Origin of the sequence: Planotetraspora kaengkrachanensis, from assembly GCF_016862895.1 — a bacterium.
Classification (GTDB): Bacteria; Actinomycetota; Actinomycetes; order Streptosporangiales; family Streptosporangiaceae; genus Planotetraspora; species Planotetraspora kaengkrachanensis.
Genome location: NZ_BONV01000013.1, coordinates 132,841 through 151,729 on the forward strand (window position 1 = coordinate 132,841; position 18,889 = coordinate 151,729).

Annotated in this window: 14 protein-coding genes; 5 read left to right on the forward strand and 9 right to left on the reverse strand. The window is 69.9% G+C overall.

Features of this window, described 5'->3' with window-relative positions:
- Positions 1–90: 90 nt before the first annotated feature.
- The 3 genes from sdhC to Pka01_RS16500 are packed head-to-tail and all read left to right on the forward strand — an operon-like array spanning position 91 to position 3,544.
- The gene (gene sdhC, locus Pka01_RS16490; protein WP_203883635.1) at positions 91–891 is read left to right on the forward strand and encodes a succinate dehydrogenase subunit SdhC; all 801 of its coding nucleotides are present in this window, start codon (positions 91–93) and stop codon (positions 889–891) included.
- A gap of 2 nt (positions 892–893) precedes the next feature.
- Positions 894–2,789 (forward strand): fumarate reductase/succinate dehydrogenase flavoprotein subunit, encoded by a 1,896-nt coding sequence (locus Pka01_RS16495; protein ID WP_203883746.1) that lies wholly within the window; start codon positions 894–896, stop codon positions 2,787–2,789.
- Positions 2,789–3,544, forward strand: coding sequence for a succinate dehydrogenase/fumarate reductase iron-sulfur subunit (locus Pka01_RS16500; protein ID WP_203883636.1), 756 nt, complete (start codon positions 2,789–2,791; stop codon positions 3,542–3,544). Before Pka01_RS16495 ends, Pka01_RS16500 begins: the two co-directional genes overlap by 1 nt.
- A 67-nt stretch (positions 3,545–3,611) precedes the next feature.
- Here Pka01_RS16500 and Pka01_RS16505 read toward each other — a convergent pair whose 3' ends face one another.
- From Pka01_RS16505 to Pka01_RS16545, 9 genes are all read right to left on the reverse strand, one after another.
- Entirely contained in the window at positions 3,612–4,592 is a 981-nt protein-coding gene (locus tag Pka01_RS16505; protein ID WP_203883637.1) for a hypothetical protein, read from the reverse strand.
- Positions 4,593–4,734: 142 nt separating this feature from the next.
- Positions 4,735–5,130, reverse strand: a complete 396-nt coding sequence (locus tag Pka01_RS16510; RefSeq protein WP_203883638.1) for a (deoxy)nucleoside triphosphate pyrophosphohydrolase — start codon at positions 5,128–5,130, stop codon at positions 4,735–4,737.
- Between the two features lie 6 nt (positions 5,131–5,136).
- A complete protein-coding gene (locus Pka01_RS16515) occupies positions 5,137–6,279 on the reverse strand; it encodes a C40 family peptidase (RefSeq protein ID WP_239115048.1) in 1,143 nt (380 codons plus the stop codon).
- Entirely contained in the window at positions 6,276–6,923 is a 648-nt protein-coding gene (locus Pka01_RS16520; RefSeq protein WP_203883639.1) for a hypothetical protein, read from the reverse strand. Before Pka01_RS16520 ends, Pka01_RS16515 begins: the two co-directional genes overlap by 4 nt.
- Positions 6,924–6,933: 10 nt before the next feature.
- Entirely contained in the window at positions 6,934–9,261 is a 2,328-nt protein-coding gene (locus tag Pka01_RS16525; RefSeq protein ID WP_239115049.1) for a type IV secretion system protein, read from the reverse strand.
- Positions 9,258–11,738 carry an ATP-binding protein gene (locus Pka01_RS16530; protein WP_203883640.1) on the reverse strand — a complete coding sequence of 827 codons (2,481 nt, stop codon included), beginning with the start codon at positions 11,736–11,738 and terminating at the stop codon, positions 9,258–9,260. Before Pka01_RS16530 ends, Pka01_RS16525 begins: the two co-directional genes overlap by 4 nt.
- 119 nt (positions 11,739–11,857) lie before the next feature.
- Entirely contained in the window at positions 11,858–14,746 is a 2,889-nt protein-coding gene (locus Pka01_RS16535) for a TcpE family conjugal transfer membrane protein (protein ID WP_203883641.1), read from the reverse strand.
- Positions 14,747–14,767: 21 nt separating this feature from the next.
- Positions 14,768–15,037, reverse strand: a complete 270-nt coding sequence (locus Pka01_RS16540) for a hypothetical protein (protein ID WP_239115050.1) — start codon at positions 15,035–15,037, stop codon at positions 14,768–14,770.
- A 68-nt stretch (positions 15,038–15,105) separates the two neighbouring features.
- Positions 15,106–16,044, reverse strand: coding sequence for a conjugal transfer protein (locus tag Pka01_RS16545; RefSeq protein WP_239115051.1), 939 nt, complete (start codon positions 16,042–16,044; stop codon positions 15,106–15,108).
- A gap of 578 nt (positions 16,045–16,622) precedes the next feature.
- Between Pka01_RS16545 and Pka01_RS16550 the strand changes: the two genes are divergently transcribed.
- Positions 16,623–17,276 carry a class I SAM-dependent methyltransferase gene (locus tag Pka01_RS16550; RefSeq protein ID WP_203883644.1) on the forward strand — a complete coding sequence of 218 codons (654 nt, stop codon included), beginning with the start codon at positions 16,623–16,625 and terminating at the stop codon, positions 17,274–17,276.
- Between the two features lie 166 nt (positions 17,277–17,442).
- Positions 17,443–18,672, forward strand: coding sequence for a PAS domain-containing sensor histidine kinase (locus tag Pka01_RS16555; RefSeq protein WP_203883645.1), 1,230 nt, complete (start codon positions 17,443–17,445; stop codon positions 18,670–18,672).
- Positions 18,673–18,889: the final 217 nt, after the last annotated feature.

Consider the following 18,889-nt stretch of genomic DNA (forward strand, 5'->3'; position numbering starts at 1 on the left):
ACGGTTGCGAGTGACCCTTCTCACACTTGGGGGAGTGGCCGTCGTAATGTTTCCCCCACCATAAGCGTGCCAGAGGGTGGAAAGTCTCCGATGAGCCAGACAACGGCCGAGAGCCCGATACGCAAACAGCGAGCGCAACTGAACGTTCGCACGCTACGCACCGACAGGTGGTGGCTGACCCCGGCGCTGACGTTCGCCGGGCTGATGTCATTCCTGATCTACGGTTTCTGGGCGATCTTCGACAAGAGCTACTTCGCCGAGCCGTACATCGCACCGTTCTCGTCGCCCTGCCTGGCGACCTCCTGCCCGGAGGGAGCCCGCTTCCTCGGGCTCGCGCCGTTCGGCGACTGGTACGGCCTGCCGCCCGGCCTGCTCATCCTCGGCCTGCCGGGTGGCTTCCGGCTCACGTGCTACTACTACCGCAAGTCGTACTACCGGTCGTTCTGGCTGTCGCCGCCGGCCTGCGCGGTGTCCGAGCCGCACACGAAGTACTCGGGCGAGACCAGGCTCCCGCTGATCATCCAGAACGTGCACCGCTACTTCTTCTACCTCGCCGTGGTCATCGGCGCGATCCTGGCCTACGACGCGATCCTCGCGTTCCGCGACGAGCACGGCAACTGGGGCCACGTTGGACTCGGCACGCTCATCCTGCTGGCCAACGCCATCCTGATCTTCTGCTACACCCTGGGCTGCCACTCCTGCCGGCACATCACCGCCGGCCGCCTGAACCACTTCTCGAGGCATCCGATCCGGTACAAGGCGTGGACCTTCGTCTCGAAGCTCAACGCCAGGCACCAGCAGTTCGCCTGGGCCTCGATGTACTCGGTCATGATCGCTGACCTCTATGTGCGGCTGGTCGCCAAGGGCGTCATCAACTTCCCGTTCGCTTAAGGATTCTCAACGTGGAGCGTCACGAATACGACGTCGTCGTCATCGGAGCCGGTGGGGCAGGGCTGCGGGCGGCGATCGAGGCACGGCAGCAGGGCAAGCGGACAGCCATCATCTGCAAGTCGCTGTTCGGCAAGGCCCATACGGTCATGGCCGAGGGCGGCGCCGCCGCGGCGATGGGCAACGTCAACCCCGACGACAACTGGATGGTGCACTTCCGCGACACCATGCGCGGAGGCAAGTTCCTCAACAACTGGCGAATGGCCGAACTGCACGCCAAGGAGGCCCCGGACCGCGTCTGGGAGCTCGAGGCGTGGGGCGCGCTGTTCGACCGCACCAAGGACGGCAAGATCAGCCAGCGGAACTTCGGCGGCCACGAGTACCCGCGTCTCGCCCATGTCGGCGACCGCACGGGCCTGGAGCTGATCCGCACCCTGCAGCAGCGGGTCGTCGCCCTCCAGCAGGAGGACGAGCGTGAGCACGGCGACCCCGAGGCGTTCATCAAGGTGTTCGCCGAGTGCACGATCACCCGCCTGCTCAAGGACGGCGACGCGATCGCGGGCGCGTTCGGCTACTGGCGCGAGACGGGCGACTTCCTCGTCTTCGACGCCCCCGCCGTGGTGCTGGCGACGGGAGGCATCGGCAAGTCCTACGTCGTCACCTCGAACTCCTGGGAGTACACGGGCGACGGCCACGCGCTGGCCCTGCTCGCGGGCGCCAAGCTGATCAACATGGAGTTCATCCAGTTCCACCCGACCGGGATGGTCTGGCCTCCTTCGGTGCGCGGCATCCTCGTCACCGAGTCGGTCCGCGGCGACGGCGGCGTGCTGCGCAACTCCGAGGGCCGCCGGTTCATGTTCGACTACGTGCCGGACGTCTTCAAGGACAAGTACGCGACGACCGAGGAGGAGGGCGACCGCTGGTACACCGACCAGGCCAACAACCGCCGTCCCCCGGAGCTGCTGCCCCGTGACGAGGTGGCCAGGGCCATCAACGCCGAGGTGAAGGCCGGACGCGGATCGCCGCAGGGCGGCGTGTTCCTCGACGTCTCCAGCCGTCTCCCCGCGGCCGAGATCATCAGGCGCCTGCCGTCCATGCACCACCAGTTCAAGGAACTGGCGGACGTGGACATCACCCAGGAGCCCATGCAGGTCGGCCCGACCTGCCACTACATCATGGGCGGCGTGGAGGTGGACGCCGACTCGGGCGCCGCGTCCGTGCCCGGCCTGTTCGCCGCCGGCGAGGTCTCGGGCGGCATGCACGGCTCCAACCGCCTGGGCGGCAACTCCCTGTCCGACCTCCTGGTCTTCGGCCGCCGGGCCGGCCTCGGCGCGGCCGCGTACGTCGACGGGCTGTCCGCCCGTCCGGCGACGGCCGATGTGGACGACGCCATGTCGGAGGCGGTCGCCCCGCTGGAGCGGACCGGCGGGGAGAACCCCTACGAGGTGCACCACGAGCTCCAGCGGACGATGAACGACCTCGTCGGGATCATCCGGAAGGCCGGAGAGATCACCGAGGCGCTGCAGGTCGTCGAGAAGCTCAAGGAGCGGTCGAAGAACACCGGCTCGTCCGGCAGCCGCGTCTACAACCCCGGCTGGCATCTGGCGATCGACCTGCGCAACATGCTGCTCGTGAGCGAGTGCGTCGCCCGCGCCGCGCTGCTGCGGGAGGAGAGCCGAGGCGGGCACACCCGCGACGACCATCCCGGCATGTCCCCAGAATGGCGGCAGAAGCTGCTCGTCTGCTCCGCCGCGTCGGACGCTTCCGGCGTTACCGTCGAAGAGAAGGTCCAGCCGTCCATGCGTGGCGACCTGATCAGCCTCTTCGAGCGGTCCGAGCTTGAGAAGTACCTCACCGGAGACGAGCTGGCGGAGTACGACGCCGCGGTCAAGGAGTCGTGATGGGTTACAAGGCGAAGTTCCGCGTCTGGCGCGGCGAGGGCGGCGAGGGACAACTCGAGGACTTCACCGTCGAGGTGAACGAGGGCGAGGTCGTCCTCGACGTCATCCACCGGTTGCAGGCCACCCAGGCCCCGGACCTCGCGGTCCGATGGAACTGCAAGGCCGGCAAGTGCGGGTCGTGCTCGATGGAGATCAACGGCAAGCCCCGGCTGGGCTGCATGACCCGGATGTCCACGTTCGAGGAGTCGGAGACCATCACGGTCACGCCGATGCGGACGTTCCCCGTCATCAAGGACCTGGTCTGCGACGTCTCGTTCAACTACCAGAAGGCGCGGGAGATCCCGTCGTTCACCCCGCCCAAGGACGTGAAGCCGGGCGAGTACCGCATGCAGCAGATCGATGTCGAGCGGTCCCAGGAGTTCCGCAAGTGCATCGAATGCTTCATGTGCAACAACGTCTGCCACGTGATCCGCGACCACGACGAGAACAAGCCGGCCTTCGCGGGGCCGCGTTTCCTCATGCGCATCGCCGAGCTCGACATGCACCCGTATGACGAGGTCGACCGCAAGGACGCGGCCCAGGAGGAGCACGGCCTCGGCTACTGCAACATCACCAAGTGCTGCACCGAGGTGTGCCCCGAGCACATCAAGATCACTGACAACGCGCTGATCCCGATGAAGGAGCGCGTGGTCGACCGGAAGTACGACCCGCTGGTGTGGCTGGGCTCGAAGATCTTCAAGCGCTCCGGCGTCTGAGCGACGCGGAAGCGCGAAAACGAAAGCGCCGGCCGGAATTCTCCGGCCGGCGCTTTCTCTCCTCGCCTCAGTCCTTGTCGACCTTGCCGTTCTTGTTGGCCTTGCCGTTCTTATCGGCCTTGCCGCTTTCTCCGCCCTTGTCGCCCTTGCCGGCCGAGTCGGCCGTACCGGGCTGCGCGGGCCGATCCGCCTGCGCGGCCTGCTCGGCCGCCTCGGGCTGCGGATACGGGTAGGGGTGGGCGTAGACCTGCGGATATCCGTAAACCGGATACCCGTACTGCTGCTGCCCCGCCGGATAGCCCTGCACCGGCACGTACCCGACCAGTTGCTGCGGGACCTGCCCGTCGGGCGTCGCCCCCTCCGGAGCGGCGGGCGGCGTCGCGGGGGTCCGCCACGCTCGGGGCCCCGCCTTCCGCACGGCCGCCGCGTGCGCCATCCGCCGCAGCCTGCCTTCGAATACGAGCCAGGCCAGCAGTGCCAGCAACACCAGCACCGCGGCGAGGATCGACAACTTGCGGCTGACCGTCACCTGGTCGTACTCGGGAGTCGCGTTGCGAATCTCGATCGGCACCGACTCGGGCGTCGGATCCTCGAACGTGGGAGACGGCGGCGGCAGGGGTGTCGGCTGAGCCGGAGCCAGCGTGACACCCGGGTCCGGCGTCGGCGTGGTCAGCGGCGGAGCCGCGGCCACGTTGGTGGGCAGGACGGGCAGCCCCTGAGCGGGAACCGTCGCGGTCTGGGTGACGGGCGGCGGCGTCCGCGTCCTGGTGACGGTGACCGTGACGACCGGAGTCGGCTTGGGGGTCGGCGTCTTGGTGATGGTTATGGTGACCTCGGGGGTCGGCTTCGGCGTCACGGTCCTCGTGGCCGTCGCCGTCGCCGTGGCCGTGGCCGTGGCGGTCGCCGTCGTGGTCTCCTTCTCGGTGACCGTCGCCGTCACGGTGACCGTCGGATCCGCGGGACTGACCGGCTCCTCGTCGGCCGTAACCCCGAACACCGGCCCCGCCGCGAACACCGCCACGGCGGCGACGCCCAACGAGGCCGCCACCGAGGACACGGCCCTCAGCTGTGCACGTTGTACCACTGCTAGGCCTCCACCCTTTCGGCCTGGGTCGTGGAACAGTCTAGCTACGCTCAAATCATGGCAAAGTCCGGCGCCGAACGCCATTTCCGGTCCCGGCCCGGCGGACCTATCCCCAGACGAGCTTCTCCACGGCGGCCACGACAGGAAGGTCAGCCGGCAGCCACGCGACGTCGTACAACTCGTGGTGGGACAGCCAGCGCAGCGCGAGATGCTCGTGGGCGAACGGCACGCCACGCCGGATGCCCGCCAGCCAGACGCGCATCACGTAACCGTTCGGCAGCGGCCACTCCCCCGCGACCCGCTCGCCGGGGACGATCTCGACGCCCAACTCCTCCACGCACTCGCGGACCAGCGCGTCGAGGTCGCACTCACCGGGGTCCACCTTGCCGCCAGGGAACTCCCAGCCTCCCCTGAGCGCCTCCGGCTCCGCGCGCTGCGCGGCGAGGAGCCGGCCGTCCTGCACGATCGCGGCTCCCACGACCGGCTTCCCGAAGACGTCCATGGTCGATCAGGTTACGGCGCGCCTCAGCTGTTCGAGCACATCGGCGTTCTGCAGCGGACGGGTGAAGCCCACGATGTTGGGCCGGTCGGTGTATCCGGTGACCTTGATGGGCCCGCACAGGGTGCACCGCGCCTCGATCATCTTCCCCTTCGAGACGACCATCCCGACGTGACCCGGACGGTTCGCCCTCGTGCCCGGCCCGGAGTTGAAGAACACCAGGTCGCCCGGCTCTTCGTCGCCGGCGCGCACCTTCACGCCGAACGGCCACTGGCCGAACGTCGTGCGCGGGATCGACAACCCGGCGTTCCGGTAGGCCATGTAGATGATCCCCGAGCAGTCGAAGGCGTCGGGCCCCGTCCCGCCCCAGCGGTACGGCTTGCCCCGCTGGGCCAGCGCGTACTCCAGGATCTTCTGCACGACCTCGCTGGACGCGCTGTCCACGTAACCGCCGTCGCACGCGGGATCCGCGTCGGCCGGGACGCCGATCTCCCCTGAGGCGGCGTACCGTCTGGCGATCTCCAGAACCTGGTCGACGTACCAGGTCGCCCGGTTGTAGACGAAGATCGCCCGCGGCAGGTCGTCGGGGGCGCCGTTGCGCTTGAGCATCTTGGCCGCGCCCAGGACGGCGTCGGCGGGGTTGTAGACGTCGCCGTACCCGTCGCCGTCGCCGTCCGACGCGTACCCGTTGATCCCGGGAGTGATCTTGATCTTGGCCTTGCCGCCCCAGGTGCTGATCAGGAACTGCATCGGGCCGGCCGCGCCCGCGTAGTTGGTCCCGCTGCCGACCCCGGGCAGCTGGGACCGGCCGTGGTCGGTCTCACGCTTGCCGATGGCGGCCAGGACGTTCCACTGGACGCCGATCTCCTGGCCGACCTTCTTGTAGATCCGGAGATAGTCGGCCGGGATGTCGGAGGCGGCGGCCTGCGACGCGTCGGCCAGCGAAGCCGCCGACGCGCAGTCCTCGCCGAAGCTTCCCCCGATGAAGATCGACGGGGACGGCGTCATCAGGATGATCGAGCCGAACAACGTCATCGGGACGATCAGCACGAGCGCCACGGCGATCCCCCGCCACGAACGCCCCCCGGCCCTGATCATGCGCAGGCTCCGCAGCCCCCGCATGCCCATGCCTGTGCGCGGAGGTGTCGTCACGGTGAGGTGTCCCCGTCCTGGCCTGCGCCGGCGGGCTGCATGTCGTAGACCCGCCAGTCGGCGCCGGCCTTGACCACGGTCACGGCGTACTCGTCGCTCTGGTCCTTCTCACCGCTCTGCGCGACCACATGGCGTACGGAGCCGACGACGAACACCACCATGTTGGGCGTCATGTCCCGGATGGTCTCCACCTGCGCCGTTCCCCGGGAGACGACCCGGTCGGCCTTGTTCTGCCCGACCACCGCCGGATCGGTCATGGCCCTGGTGAGCTGCGCGCCGAACTCGGCCGTCGAGAACGCGTTCAGCCGCGACGCGAAGGCCGCCGGGTCCTCGGAGTACTCGAACGTCCCGTAGGAGGCGGTGAACCGCCGGGCGAGGTCGGCCGCCGCGCCCAGCTCGCTCTTCGTCAGCGGCAGGTAGCGGTAGACGTCGAACGTCCCGGGAGTGACGGCCACCTGGCTCGGCACGGGGGCCGGAGGCGGGGTGGACTCGACGGTGGCCGGGGCGGTCTCCGCCACCGTCTCCGTGCGGTCGCCGCCCCCGGACGACGGGCTCATCGTCAGATACACGCCGACCGCCGCGAGCACGACGACGGCGCCCGCGAAGGCGAGCCCTTTTCTGCGGTCGGTTCCCTGGGTGGTCATCAGGCCTGCGTCAGGTGTCTCGAGAGTCTCTGTCGGTGGGGCGCGCCCAGAAGGGAGCCGAGTCGCCGGATCCCCGTCTGGTGTCGCCCCTGCTCTGCAGCCACAACGGTGGCGCGTCGGAGGACCTCGACCTGCTGGAGGACCCGTTGTCACGCGGAGGCGCCGGACGCGAGCGGCCTCCCGAACCTCCGGACGAGTCGGATCGGCGTGACGACGAGGAGGAGCCGCCGCCACCGCCACCGCCACCGCCACCGCCACCGCCACCGCCACCGCCACCGCCGGACGATCGGCCCCCGCCTAAACCGCGCGAACCGCTGGACGCGGCGGGCCGGGAGGCCCAGCCGCCGGAACGCCCGCTGAACCAGCCGCCGCCACCGCCGGAGCGCGATCTCGACCCGGATCCGGAGCTCGGGACCGATCCGCCGCCACCACCGCCGGTTCCGCCGCCACCACCGCTGCGCGAGGGCGTGCTCACAGGAGGACGGCCCGGTCGCGCCGGCCGCGACGGCCGGGGACCGTCGGCGGGCCGCACGCCCGTGAGGTTGAGCGGCGGCGCCGAGCCGGTGCGGGGAACCGTTCCCCCGGCCTTGCGGCGCCCGGCGGCCTGCGCGTCGGTCTCCAGCGGCTCCGGCTGGGCGCCCGCCCTGGCACGGGCCTGTCCCTGCGCCGTGGCCGCCCCTTCCTCACCGCGGACACGTCCCTGCGCGACGGACGTCGCCGCCGCGGCGGCGGCGCCGGCCCCGGTCGCCATCGCGGCCGCGCCCATGACGGGCTCGGCCTTGCGCAGGCCCCACCGGGCGACACGCGTGGCCGCGACCGGCGGCAGGGCGTTGGCCGCCCGCGACAGAGTGGGCGCGGTCGCCGCGTCCCCGAGCATCCTGGTCGTGAGCGTGTGACCGTCCATCGAGGCGAACAGATGCTGGAACGGCCGTCTGTAGAAGAAGACGGCGATCGTCAGCAACGCCATGAACAGAATCTGCATCCCCCACGGCAGGGTGGTCGAGATGATCAGCGCGTAGCCGTACACCAGGACGCCCAGGACGAGGGCGAGCACGGCCTGGCGCAGCAACGTGCCGACCAGCATCTCGACCCAGCGCATCGCGATGATCCGCCCGGATCCCGGATGCACGCCGATGAGCAGGAACACCGGCCCGAGCATCAGCAACAGCAGGAAGCCCACCTTGAGCACCAGCAGCGACACCGCCACCAGGAAGATGAGCAGGCCCGCGATCATCGCGGCGAGGAAGGCGCCGATGGCGATGCCGAGACGGCTGGTCCAGTCCTTGCCCTGGAGGAGGAAGAACGTGGGGTTGTTCTCCAGCGGCTTGGCGATCTCCTCCTCGAACCGCTTCTGATGGGAGTCTCCGCTCGGCATCTGCGCGGCGGCCTGCTCGGTGGCGTCGATCGCCTGGATGTCGAGCAGCTTGGCGCCGAAGGCCTTGACCACGGGGGCGTTCGCGTCGGCGGTGCCGAACTCGCCCATCAGCCAGGGCTTGCAGACGAGCGTGGACCACAGCGCGTCGGCGTTCTGGTCGACGCCCGGCGTCCCCTGCTGGCCGTACCCGCCGGCCTGGACCTGAGCAGTGTCGTCGCCCTTGGTCGGCAGGCAGGAAGCTCCGCCTGCTCCCGGCAGCCCGGAGAAGGCCGAGTTGACGATCTCACCGGTCTTGTCGGTCACCGTCTTGCCGAGCGAGGTGAAGTCGCCGGGGCGGCTGAAGAACCACACGGCCGCGGTGACCGCGATGACCATCCAGACGACGCCCTCGGTCGTGGTGGTCGCCCGCTTGCGGATCAGGCCGTACCACATGAGCCAGATGGCGCCGAGGATGACGATCGGCCGCAGGTAGGGCCAGTACATCGCGTCGGCCAGGTTGGTGACGATCTCGTCGGCGACGTTCTTGATCGGCTGGAGCGGTCCTTCCGTGGCGGCGGCCTGGTAAGTGCTGATCGTCAGCCGGTCGACCGCCTTGGCCCAGGAGAAGACCGTGTTGGCCCAGGCGTTCCCGAGGACGGCCGTGACGTCCGAGCAGCCGAGGCCGTAGGTGTGCCAGTACTGACCGGCCATGCCGTACCGGTCGTAATTGGTGAGCGGCTCCTTGGGCGCCTGGGGCGCCGCCCCGCCGGCAGTGTCCGGCGGCGGGGGCTGAACCAGGCCGTCGACGCCGCCGCCCACGATCTCCGGCGCGAGTTCTGACGAGAGGTCACACGGCCCGGCCGCGCTCGCCGTGTCGGCGGGGAACGCGAACGGCATCATCACGAACGCCGCGAAGGCGACGAGGAGCAGGGCGAGTTTGCGCCGTACTCCGAATCGGACGCGACCGTTCCTGCGCAATCTCACGACCGCACCTCCTGAGCGACCCCCGACCGGTCTGCGCCCCCGCTAAGACGATCATGCACGCTCTCGCCTGGTTTGTCGTGCGTCGGATTGGTATCGAGCCACTGAAGGAGTTCCTCCGAGACGAGGTCCACCCCGATACGGCCCGCCCGGCCGTCCAGGTCCCGGAAGACGCATTCGCCGTTGCCCAGCGACCGCAGGACGGCCTTGTGCTCCTCGGACGGGTCCACCCCGAGCAGTTCCATCACGTGCCCGACCTCGACCCGCTCGGAGGAGCGGAACGCGAAGACCGAGGAGAGGCAGTTGGTCACCTGCTCGTTGAGCAGGTCACCCGCGTTCTGGGACACCAGGACCAGGGCCGTGTTGCGGGAACGGCCCATCCGGGAGACCTCCGGCACCAGCTTGGCCCCCTCGGGCGTGGACGTGATCGCCCACGCCTCGTCCAGGAAGATCGCCTTGGGTGTGCGCCGGTCGAGCCCGTTCATCAGCCGCCGGGCGAACTGGGACACCAGATACAGCAGGGCAACGGACAGCCGCTGCTCGTAGGAGTAGTCGTCCCGCGTGGTCGCCACATCGGGCAGCGTCAGCCCGCCAAGCGTGAACACCGTGGTCCAGCCCTCGGTGTCGATCTGGTCGCCGCCGAACGTGTCGAAGCAGAGCCGCGCGAGATGCATCTCGGACATCGACCGCAGCACGGCCCCGAGGTTCTTCGACGCCGGGTCCGCCGACTGCTCCAGGTGGTCGACCACCTTGCCGAGCGAAGGGTCCGGCTCGTTGGAGATCGCGGCCACCGCCTGGATCATCGCCGACTCGCGCTCCTCCGACATGCGGGGCAGCAGGAGCCGCAACGTCTCCGACGCCATCGTCTTCTTCGCCGCGATGTCGTCGCCGAACGAGAACGGGTCGAGCAGGCCGGGCGCGGCCGACCCCAGCGGGATGATGCGCGCCTTGCGTCCGCGCCGCTGCAGGAGCTGGACCAGCGACTCCGCGTCGCCCTTCGGGTCGATGACGGCGACGGTCACACCGCGCAGGGCCATCTGGTAGATCAGCAGGAGCGCGAGAGTCGTCTTGCCGCCGCCGGGCTCGCCCGTGATCGCGATGGCCGTCGGCCGGTTCCTGGTGGCCGCGACCAGCGGATCGAAGTGGACGATGCTGCGGGCCCGCCCCAGGGTCTCCCCGATGTACGGCCCGACCCAGCCGGCGTTCGACTCCTCCACCCGGTCGCCCAGCTCCACGGTGGCCGTCGACATGCCGCCCGCGATCGTCCGGAGGGGCTGGCGCTGGGCGTAGGCGTTGACGCGGACCTTCTCCCCCGGCAGCGCCTCGCAGAACAGCGAGAACTGGTCGCCGGTGGAGTTGACCACGTCGATGCCGATGTCGCGGTAGTGCTCGACGACCGCCTCGACCCGCTGGACGCAGATCTCCTCCGTGGGCGCGCTGACGCTCAGCCGGTGCCAGCCGTACACGAAGGGGAGCCGCTCCTTGGTGATGCCGTGTTCCAGCATCCGCGCGGCGTCGATCTGCTCCGCCAGCGCGAGGGGGGCCTCCGCACCCGCCTCACGGATGTGGATGTCCATGTCGCGCGCGTGCGCCAGCTTCCTCGCCACGTCCTTGCTCGCCCGCACCGGCGAGATCAGCCGCATCCTGCTGGAGATCTCCACCGGGAACGGCAGCTGGTCGGCGAAGTGCAGCCACGGCTCCCCGTCGGGGAAGGGCATCAGGTCGGGGAACCGGGCGAAGGACATGTGGGCGGTGAACGCCTCACCTGACGTCTGCTCGAGCCGCAGCAGCGACCTGCCGTTGTGGATCTGCCCCTCGACCAGGGCCTCGATCTCGCCCTTGCCCCATTTGCGGCGCGGCGAGGCCGAAGGCGGCGGCTCGCCGAGCGCCCCTGAGGCGGCGTGCTGGAACAGCCAGGCGATCTCCGTGGACGTGGCGTGCCGCGCGTAGAGGGCACTGGAGGTCAGGGCCCGGCCGAGCCGTTCCGCCTGACCCGTCCACCGCTCGATCTCGCGGTCGGGCACGTGGTCGTCCTCGATCCCGAGCGCCCGCTCACTGCGCTGGTAGAAGCCGAACAACTGGGACAGCACCCCGCCGCCCAGTTGGGCGCCGCGCGGGCCGAGCCGTACGCCGAGGTAGACCTCCTTGCTCCAGAAGTCCTTCGCCCAGACGTGGCGGTACATCTCCTCCAGGTAGTCCCGCCAGCCCGGCCCCTCGTCGGAGGTGGCGTTGAGCGCCATCGCCCACTCGGCCGCCGGATAGGCCCGATGCGCGATCCGCAGATGCACCTCGGCGTCGGGCATCCTGATCGCGGCCAGGGCGATCGTGATGTTGGTGGCGAGCGCCTCCCGCTCCTCCGGGGTGAGGAACTCGTAGCTCACCGTGGGCAGGCGGAAGTAGGCCCACGCCGCCGAGTCGGTGAGAAGGACCCGGTCGTCGAAGTACCGCACCGCGAGACGGCTGCGCGCCTGCTTGCTCATCGGTGGCTCACCGTCCTTCTCGCTCGCAGGTACCACGGCCCTTTCACGGGCCGCCGACTCGTCGGGTTCGCTCCCGCGCTCATCGGTCGCTCACCGGCTTCCCCGCCCGCACCGGGCGCTCATCTGGCCACCTCCTGCTTCGCCTGGATCGTCGCCAGACCGCTCACGATCACTCCGGCAAGTGCAACGTACGCCCTGCGGCCTCCGGTCCGGAGGTGGTTGACGTCAACTGGTCCAGGGCGCCCAGGAGCCAGCTCGTCCTCCCACGGCACGCGGACGATGGCCCGGCAGCGGCCGCTGGCCACCGCCTCGGCCTGCTCGACGTCCGGCATGCTCCGCCTGCTCACCCCGTTGATCACCATGACCGCTCTGCGCCGGAGGTCGGCGACGCCGTGGCCGTCGAGCCACTCGTACGTCATGGCGATGGCGTCCGACGCGTCCGCGCTCGCCGGCGCGACCAGCACCAGCTGATCGGTGTACGGCAGGAGCCGCGCGGCGAGCGCGGCGGCCGGGTCGACGACGACCAGGCGGTAGTGCTGGTCCAGCGCGGACAGCGTCCTGCGCCAGTCGTTCAGCAGGGTCCGGTCGGCCAGGCGCTGCTCCGCTCCCGCGTCGGTGTCCGCGCCGACCACCTCGAGCCCCGACTCGCAGCGCGTGGTGTAGGCGCGCATCCCGAGATAGCCGGACAGCGAGTGCGAGCCTTCGAGCAGCGAGCTGAGCGTCTCAGGCGACTCGGCCTGGATCCGGGTCGTCAGCGTGTTGTCGCCGCTGTTGGCGTCGAGGGCGAGCACCCGGTCTTCCCGGTAGCGGGCGAGCGTGTGGCCGAGCATGAGCGCCGTGGTCGTCTGGCCGGCGCCGCCGGTGCATCCCAGCACCATGATCCGCCTGCTCGTGGTGAGCGGCGTGCGGGTGCGCGCCTCGTCGACCTCCATGCCGTCGGTACGGCTGCCGCCGACGACCACCTGGGCGATCCTCCGCCACCCGCCTGAGGAGCCGCGCCCGACGACGGACTCCACGCGGCGGACTCTGGGCTCGTTCACCGGTGAGGACGGCAGAGCGGCGGGAGGGAGCACCGGAGTGGCGGGGCCGCTCGCCTGGGGAAGGGTGGGGACCCTCCGGATCGACACTCCCCTGCCCACGCCTTGCGACGGGCCGGCGGCGGGTGCCTGCGGAGATTCCGCGGGACGCTCGGCGGCCGGCCGGTCGGCGGGCGTCTCGGCGACCGGCTGCGGGGCCGGCCGTGCGGCGGCGGCCTCGGCGGCCGGCGGCCGTGCGGCGGGGGCTTCAGCGGGCGGCTGGGCGGGGGACGCCTCAGCGGCCGGCGTCCGACCGGCGAGAGGAACGACGGGCGCGGCAGGCGATGCGGCGGGCGCCGGGGCGGCTGGGGGCGGACCGGGACGGGCCGGCCGCGGCGGCTGGCCCTTCCTGTGCTGCTCCCAGGCCTCCCGCTGACGGTCGGACGCGCTCGGCTGCGGCCGGCTCGCCGTGTCCTCCCTGGGTTCGTCCGCCTTGTCCTGCTCGGGCTTCACGGCGTGGCCGGTGTGCTCGTCCTCCGGAACAGGCTCCTCGGCGACGTTCCCCGAGACGTCCGACACCGGCTCCCGCGCGGGTGATGTCTCTGCGGTTCCCTGCACACCACCCTGGGCGGGGGTCTGGGCGGGGGTCTGGGCCTGCGGCTCCTGGGCGGATTCCGCAGCAGGTTCCGGGATCACCGGCTCGCGCGTCACCTCAGGAGAAGCGTCCAGTACGGAGTCAGGCCTCGGGGCCGCATGGCGCGGCGGGCCGGCGACCTCGTCCGGACCGAGCTCCCGCGCCGGCTCCGAACTCGCGTGTCGCGTCTGCCGGGAAGCGGGTTCACGCACCGATTCCGGTGCGGACTCGGCGCTGGCGGCGAGCCTGCGCAGCCGCCGCAGCGCCTCGGTTCCGATGGGCGGCACGGGAGCGGCGGGCTCCTCGGCACCGGGGTCGGGCGACGTCGCAGGTGACATCGCTGGCGCGGATGACGCCGCGGATGACGCGGGAGGCAGCGCGGGCGGCGTCGCAGGTGACGCCGGAGGCAGCGCGGGCGGCGTGGCCCGTTCCGGCAGTGCCACGCGGATCGGCGGCGGCTGCTTGCCGCCCGTGGAGGCGGGCGGCTTGGGCATGTAGAAGACCGGCTCGTCGGCTGCGACGGCCTTCACGGGCTCACCCGTCGTGGCCGGCTTCGCGGCGGGCCTGGTCCACGCGTCGGACGGCGAGTCCGTGACCGGCGACGCGGCGGCCGCGGCGGCCGCCACCGCCGGATGCACGGTGGCGGGCCGTCCGGGAGACGCGGATTGCCCGCCGGGGGCAGGCGGCAACGCACGGGCCGGAATGACCCGGTCGGGGGTCCACGGCTCGACGGCCTTGCCTCTGCCCCTGTTCCCTCCGGCCCTGGCTCTCGCGGCGGTCTCCGGCGTCCTCGTCCTGGGCCCGGCGCCGCGTCCCTTGTCCGTGCCGCGTGTCTTGTCCGTGCCCCGTCCCTTATCCGTGCCGCGCGACTTCGTATCGGCGCCTCTGCTCTTCACCGCCGCGCCCAGCGCCTCGGTCGTCTCGCCCTGGCCCGCGGTCTCCGTCGCCACGGCCTTGCGCGCCGCCTTGACGCGGACCGGCGCGCTCGACGGAGCGATCCGCCAGACACGAGCGGTCAGGGTGACCGTCTCCGGCTCCGCGGCCGGTGCCATCCGGCACCAGGTACGCGGCTCCGCCAGGTAGCGAAGTTGCGACTGCAGCACCTCGGTGAGGCGCTTGCCCTCGATGACGGGACGGGTGGACAACCAGGTGACAACTCCCGGCGGCACCAGATAGACCACATGCCAGGGCGCCGCGAACGGCACTCCGACGAGGAGGAGGAACAGCCACCAGGGGACCAGGACTCCCACGAACACACCGATCCAGACGATCGGAAGAGGCATGGGCAGCCGCAGGTCGTACAGCTTGTAAAGCCGCTTCTCAATTCGCCAGATATTGGTGTATGTGGGGAGATCCACCCGATCCTCCTCTCCGCCGGATCACTTGATCCCGAGCGCGCCCGCGATCGCCTTCGCCGTCACCTCGATGATGTTGGGCACATAGAAGATCACACCGATCGCGATCGCCAGAATGATGAACTGCACGAACCTGGTGATCTCACGGGTGAAGAGGAAGAAAAGCGCCACGATGGAGACGACCACGAGGAAGAGCGGCGCGAAGAAGGTACGGAGGAAGTCCGCCAGGCCTTCGGTGTTGATTCCCCCCGTCGGGGGCTGCGCGGGCGCGGCCAGTTCCAACGAACTGTCCACGATGGTCTTCAGAATCAATTCTCGCCCTCCCGGGGGTATGGATCAGCGATGTCACGGCCGGGCATGCGCTACCCCACGGACCGGCCCGCACCCTGGACCTGCTGGACGAACCACTTGCCGCCCTGCTTCTCCATGGTCAGTCGGTAGGCCTGCTCGAGGCCGCCGGGCTGGACGGCCGGGTCGTTCTGCTCGGAGGTCGAGACGGCGTCCGTGCCGTTCGACGAGACCGCCCAAACGACCACCGCGGTGACCTCCCTGGTGTCCGCCTCACCCTCCGGCACGACGAGGTCCTTCAGTTGAGCCAGGGTGAACTCCCCGTTGAAGCCCTCGATCGTCCTGCCACTCGCGACGTATCGCTGCAGATCAACCTGGTTGCCCGCCGCGAACGCCTTGAAGAAGCCCTCGACCTGCGGACGGAGTTCCGCTTCCGCGGCCGAGTCCCGCGAGAGGCCGGAAACCTGGGGAAACCCCGGCAGGGCGGGAGCCGGCAACAGTCCGGGCTGGCCCGACACGACGAAACGACCGTCCTCTGCGTAGATCGGAACCGACAACAGCCCGCGGTATCCGCCGGTCTGATAGGCGACCGAGACGACGGCGTCGTGCTCGTCGCGCACCTGAATGCCGGAGAACTGGAACGCGCCGGCCGTCATGCGCCCATAACCGTTCCAGCCGAACTGCTCGTCCGCGCCTTCGGGCAGAAAAGCCTTCAGCCGTTCGGCTCTTTGTTGCGCGTTGGTGGCGTCGTAATTCAAATAGACGGCGGCGAACTGATTGGCGAATGCGGCCGCCTGGGTCACGGGGAAATTGAAATCATTCGAAGACGAGGTCGTCTGCGATTGCGTCGCGACGCCGTTCTGAGTGAACCGCTCGAAAGGCGCGCGTACGCCGTTGACGACGATCACGATGATGAGCGCCCAGAGAACGACGCGCCCCGACCACACGAGCCAGCGGCCCCCGCCGCCGCCCCAGCCTCCGCGGCGGGAGGACCTCCCACGCGATGCCGTCACCCGATCAGGGCCCTCCAGAGGGTATGACTCGGGGTCGCCAGCGATCCGCGGATCCTGCTGGACGGTTGACCTGCGAGCCATCACGCCTCCGCTCGCGCCGATCCCCCCGGCTGGCGCGGTGTCGTCTTACTCTCGATCCGGTTAGCCGCATTGAAGTATTCACCCTAGCGGTCTCGCCAATTCTTCCAGGAAAGCCACGCCCATGGTGCAAGCATCGCCGTGACCGAGCAAACCAGGTCTACATTCCGATGAGACGACCCCACGCCTGACCGCTCCGCGGGAAAGCACGTTACGCCTGGCCAGCGCGGACATCGATTACCTAACCGCCACGTATTGCTGTCTCCGCAGCTCAGAGACGTATCGACGCGGACGTTGCATCCGGATCCCGGCCGCCGTCCGGCCGGTCTGGGCGTGAACCCGCACCCACCGGGCAGGCGGCCGTCCCCCACCCGCTGATCGTTCGTTGCCGAAAGTTCACGGTCTTGCGCCCCCGCGTGCCCGAGCGGCGGGTCGACGGCGACGACCACCCCGGTCGCATCGGGTATCGCAGACGACCGCAGACCTGGTGGACTCGCTCCATGACGCCCCCGTCCCGAATCATTCAGGCGCTCGACCGGTTCCACGCCGCCCACCCGTGGGACCACAACGCCCACTACCACCCGTGGATCCTGCGGCAGCTCCCCAGGAGCTTCGGCAGCGCCCTGGACGTCGGATGCGGCACCGGCGACCTGGCCAGGCTCCTCGCCTCGCGGGCAAGGGCGGTGGACGGTGTGGACGCGGACCCCGCGATCGTCACCCGGGCGCGGGAGCTCACACCGCCGGCCGTACCGGTGACCTTCACCGTCGCGGACGCGCCGCATGACCTGCCGCCCGGCCCCCACGACGTCGTCACCTGCGTCGCCGCCATCCACCACATGCCGTTCGGCGACGCTCTCGCCGGGTTCCGTCAGCACCTGGCGCCCGGCGGGACCCTGGTCGTCGTCGGCCTCGCCCGCGCAGAGACTCCCGGCGACCATCTGCTCGGCGCCGCCGCCGTTCCTGCCAACGTCGGCATGGCCTGGATCAAGAACAGAGGCCGCACCGCACCGCGGCCGGACGCGATGACCGCCCCGACCCGACCGGCGACCATGAGCTTCCCCGACATCGTTCGCGAGGCCCGCCGCGTGCTGCCCGGCGTACGGCTGCGCCGACGGCTGTTCTGGCGCTACACACTGGTCTGGCACCGGCCCTGAACGATCGCCTCACGGGCGGCTCCGTCGCCCCGCGGAGCGCTGCCCCGTTCAAACGTACGTTTGATATGAAACTCTCAACGCCTGGTCACCGGCTTGGGCCGGTGGTCTGGGCGCCGTCCCCTTCATTTACCTTGGACATATATGGCTTGAGGCGAGGCGAAGGGCCATGGATCAAGAGGTCGACTTCGGGGCGGTGTTCAAGGCGCTCGCGGCCCCGTTGCTGGTACTCACGCCGGACTTCGTCATGGTGTCGGCCAATGACTCCTTCCTGAAGCTGACCGGCGCGACCGAGGCCGACCTGCTCGGCCGCCCCTTCTTCGACGTCTTCCCCAGCAGTCCCAAGGCTCCCGACGACCCCAACGAGGAGGGGGCGGAGGCTCTGCGTGCCTCGCTGACCCGGGTGCTGTCCACGGGGCAAAGGGACACCATGCCGCTTCAGTGCTACGGCATCGAGGTCGCCGGCCGACCGGGCGTGTTCGAGGAGCGGTACTGGAGCACGATCAACGTGCCTGTCCTGGGCCCGGACGGTGAGGTGGAATTCCTCGTTCTCCGTACTGAGGACGTCACTGATTTCCTCCAGCAACTGAGGGGGTTCGGGGAAGGCGACGGCGCCACGGGGACGGAGGCGGAGCTGGAGGCGATGAGAACCGACGTGTACGTCCGCGCCCGCGAGCTCCATGACCTGAACGAGCGGCTCAGGCAGACACACCGGCAACAGCGCCAGACCATGTCGGGCCTGCAGGCGGCCATCGAACGGCAGCGGCGGTTCGTCTTCGACGCCTCCCACGATCTTCGCAACCCGATCACCGGGCTGTTGACCGAAATCGAGGTCGCGATCTCAGAACCGGACACCAACCTGGACAAGATCCTTCGCAAGTTGCTGCTGGATGCGGAGAGACTCAGCGACATCGTCTCCGATCTGCTGGAACTCGCCCGCCTGGACACCGCGACGCCCGGCACCACCGAGCCGCTCAACCTGGCCGACTTCGTGATGGACGAACTGGAACGCCGGACCCTGACCACCACCGTCGCCACCCAGCTCGATGAGCAGGTGGTGGTGTGCGCCTCCCGGATCCGGCTGGTCCGGCTGCTGAACAATCTGCTTTCCAACGCAGAACGGCACACCAGGACCGCGATCGACATCATCGTCTCCGCCGACCCGCCCGACGCGGTCCTGGAAGTCATCGACGACGGACCCGGCATCGCCCCGGCCGACCGCGAACGAGTCTTCGAGCGACTCTGCCGCCTGGACGACGCCCATCGCCAGGACCCCGGCGGTTCGGGGCTCGGCCTGCCCATCGCCCGCGAGATCGCCCAGCGCTACGGCGGCCGCCTGTACGCCGCCGACAACCCGACCGGCGCCCGCTTCGTCCTCCGCCTCCCACTCGCCGCCTAGGAGCCGTCTGTCGGCCTGCAGCGTCTCGTGCCCCGTACGTGCCACAGCGGGAGTGGGCATGGCCATGCCTCACAGATTTCTAGGTGGGACGCGTCAGTCCGATGGTGGCCGAACTCGCCTTAAGGGTCATGGGAGGCTGATGGTGGCCCGCCGGGCGACGGTTTCGCCTTCCCACGCCGCGACGGAGCCGCCATATTGCGTGGGACCGCGGCAGCAG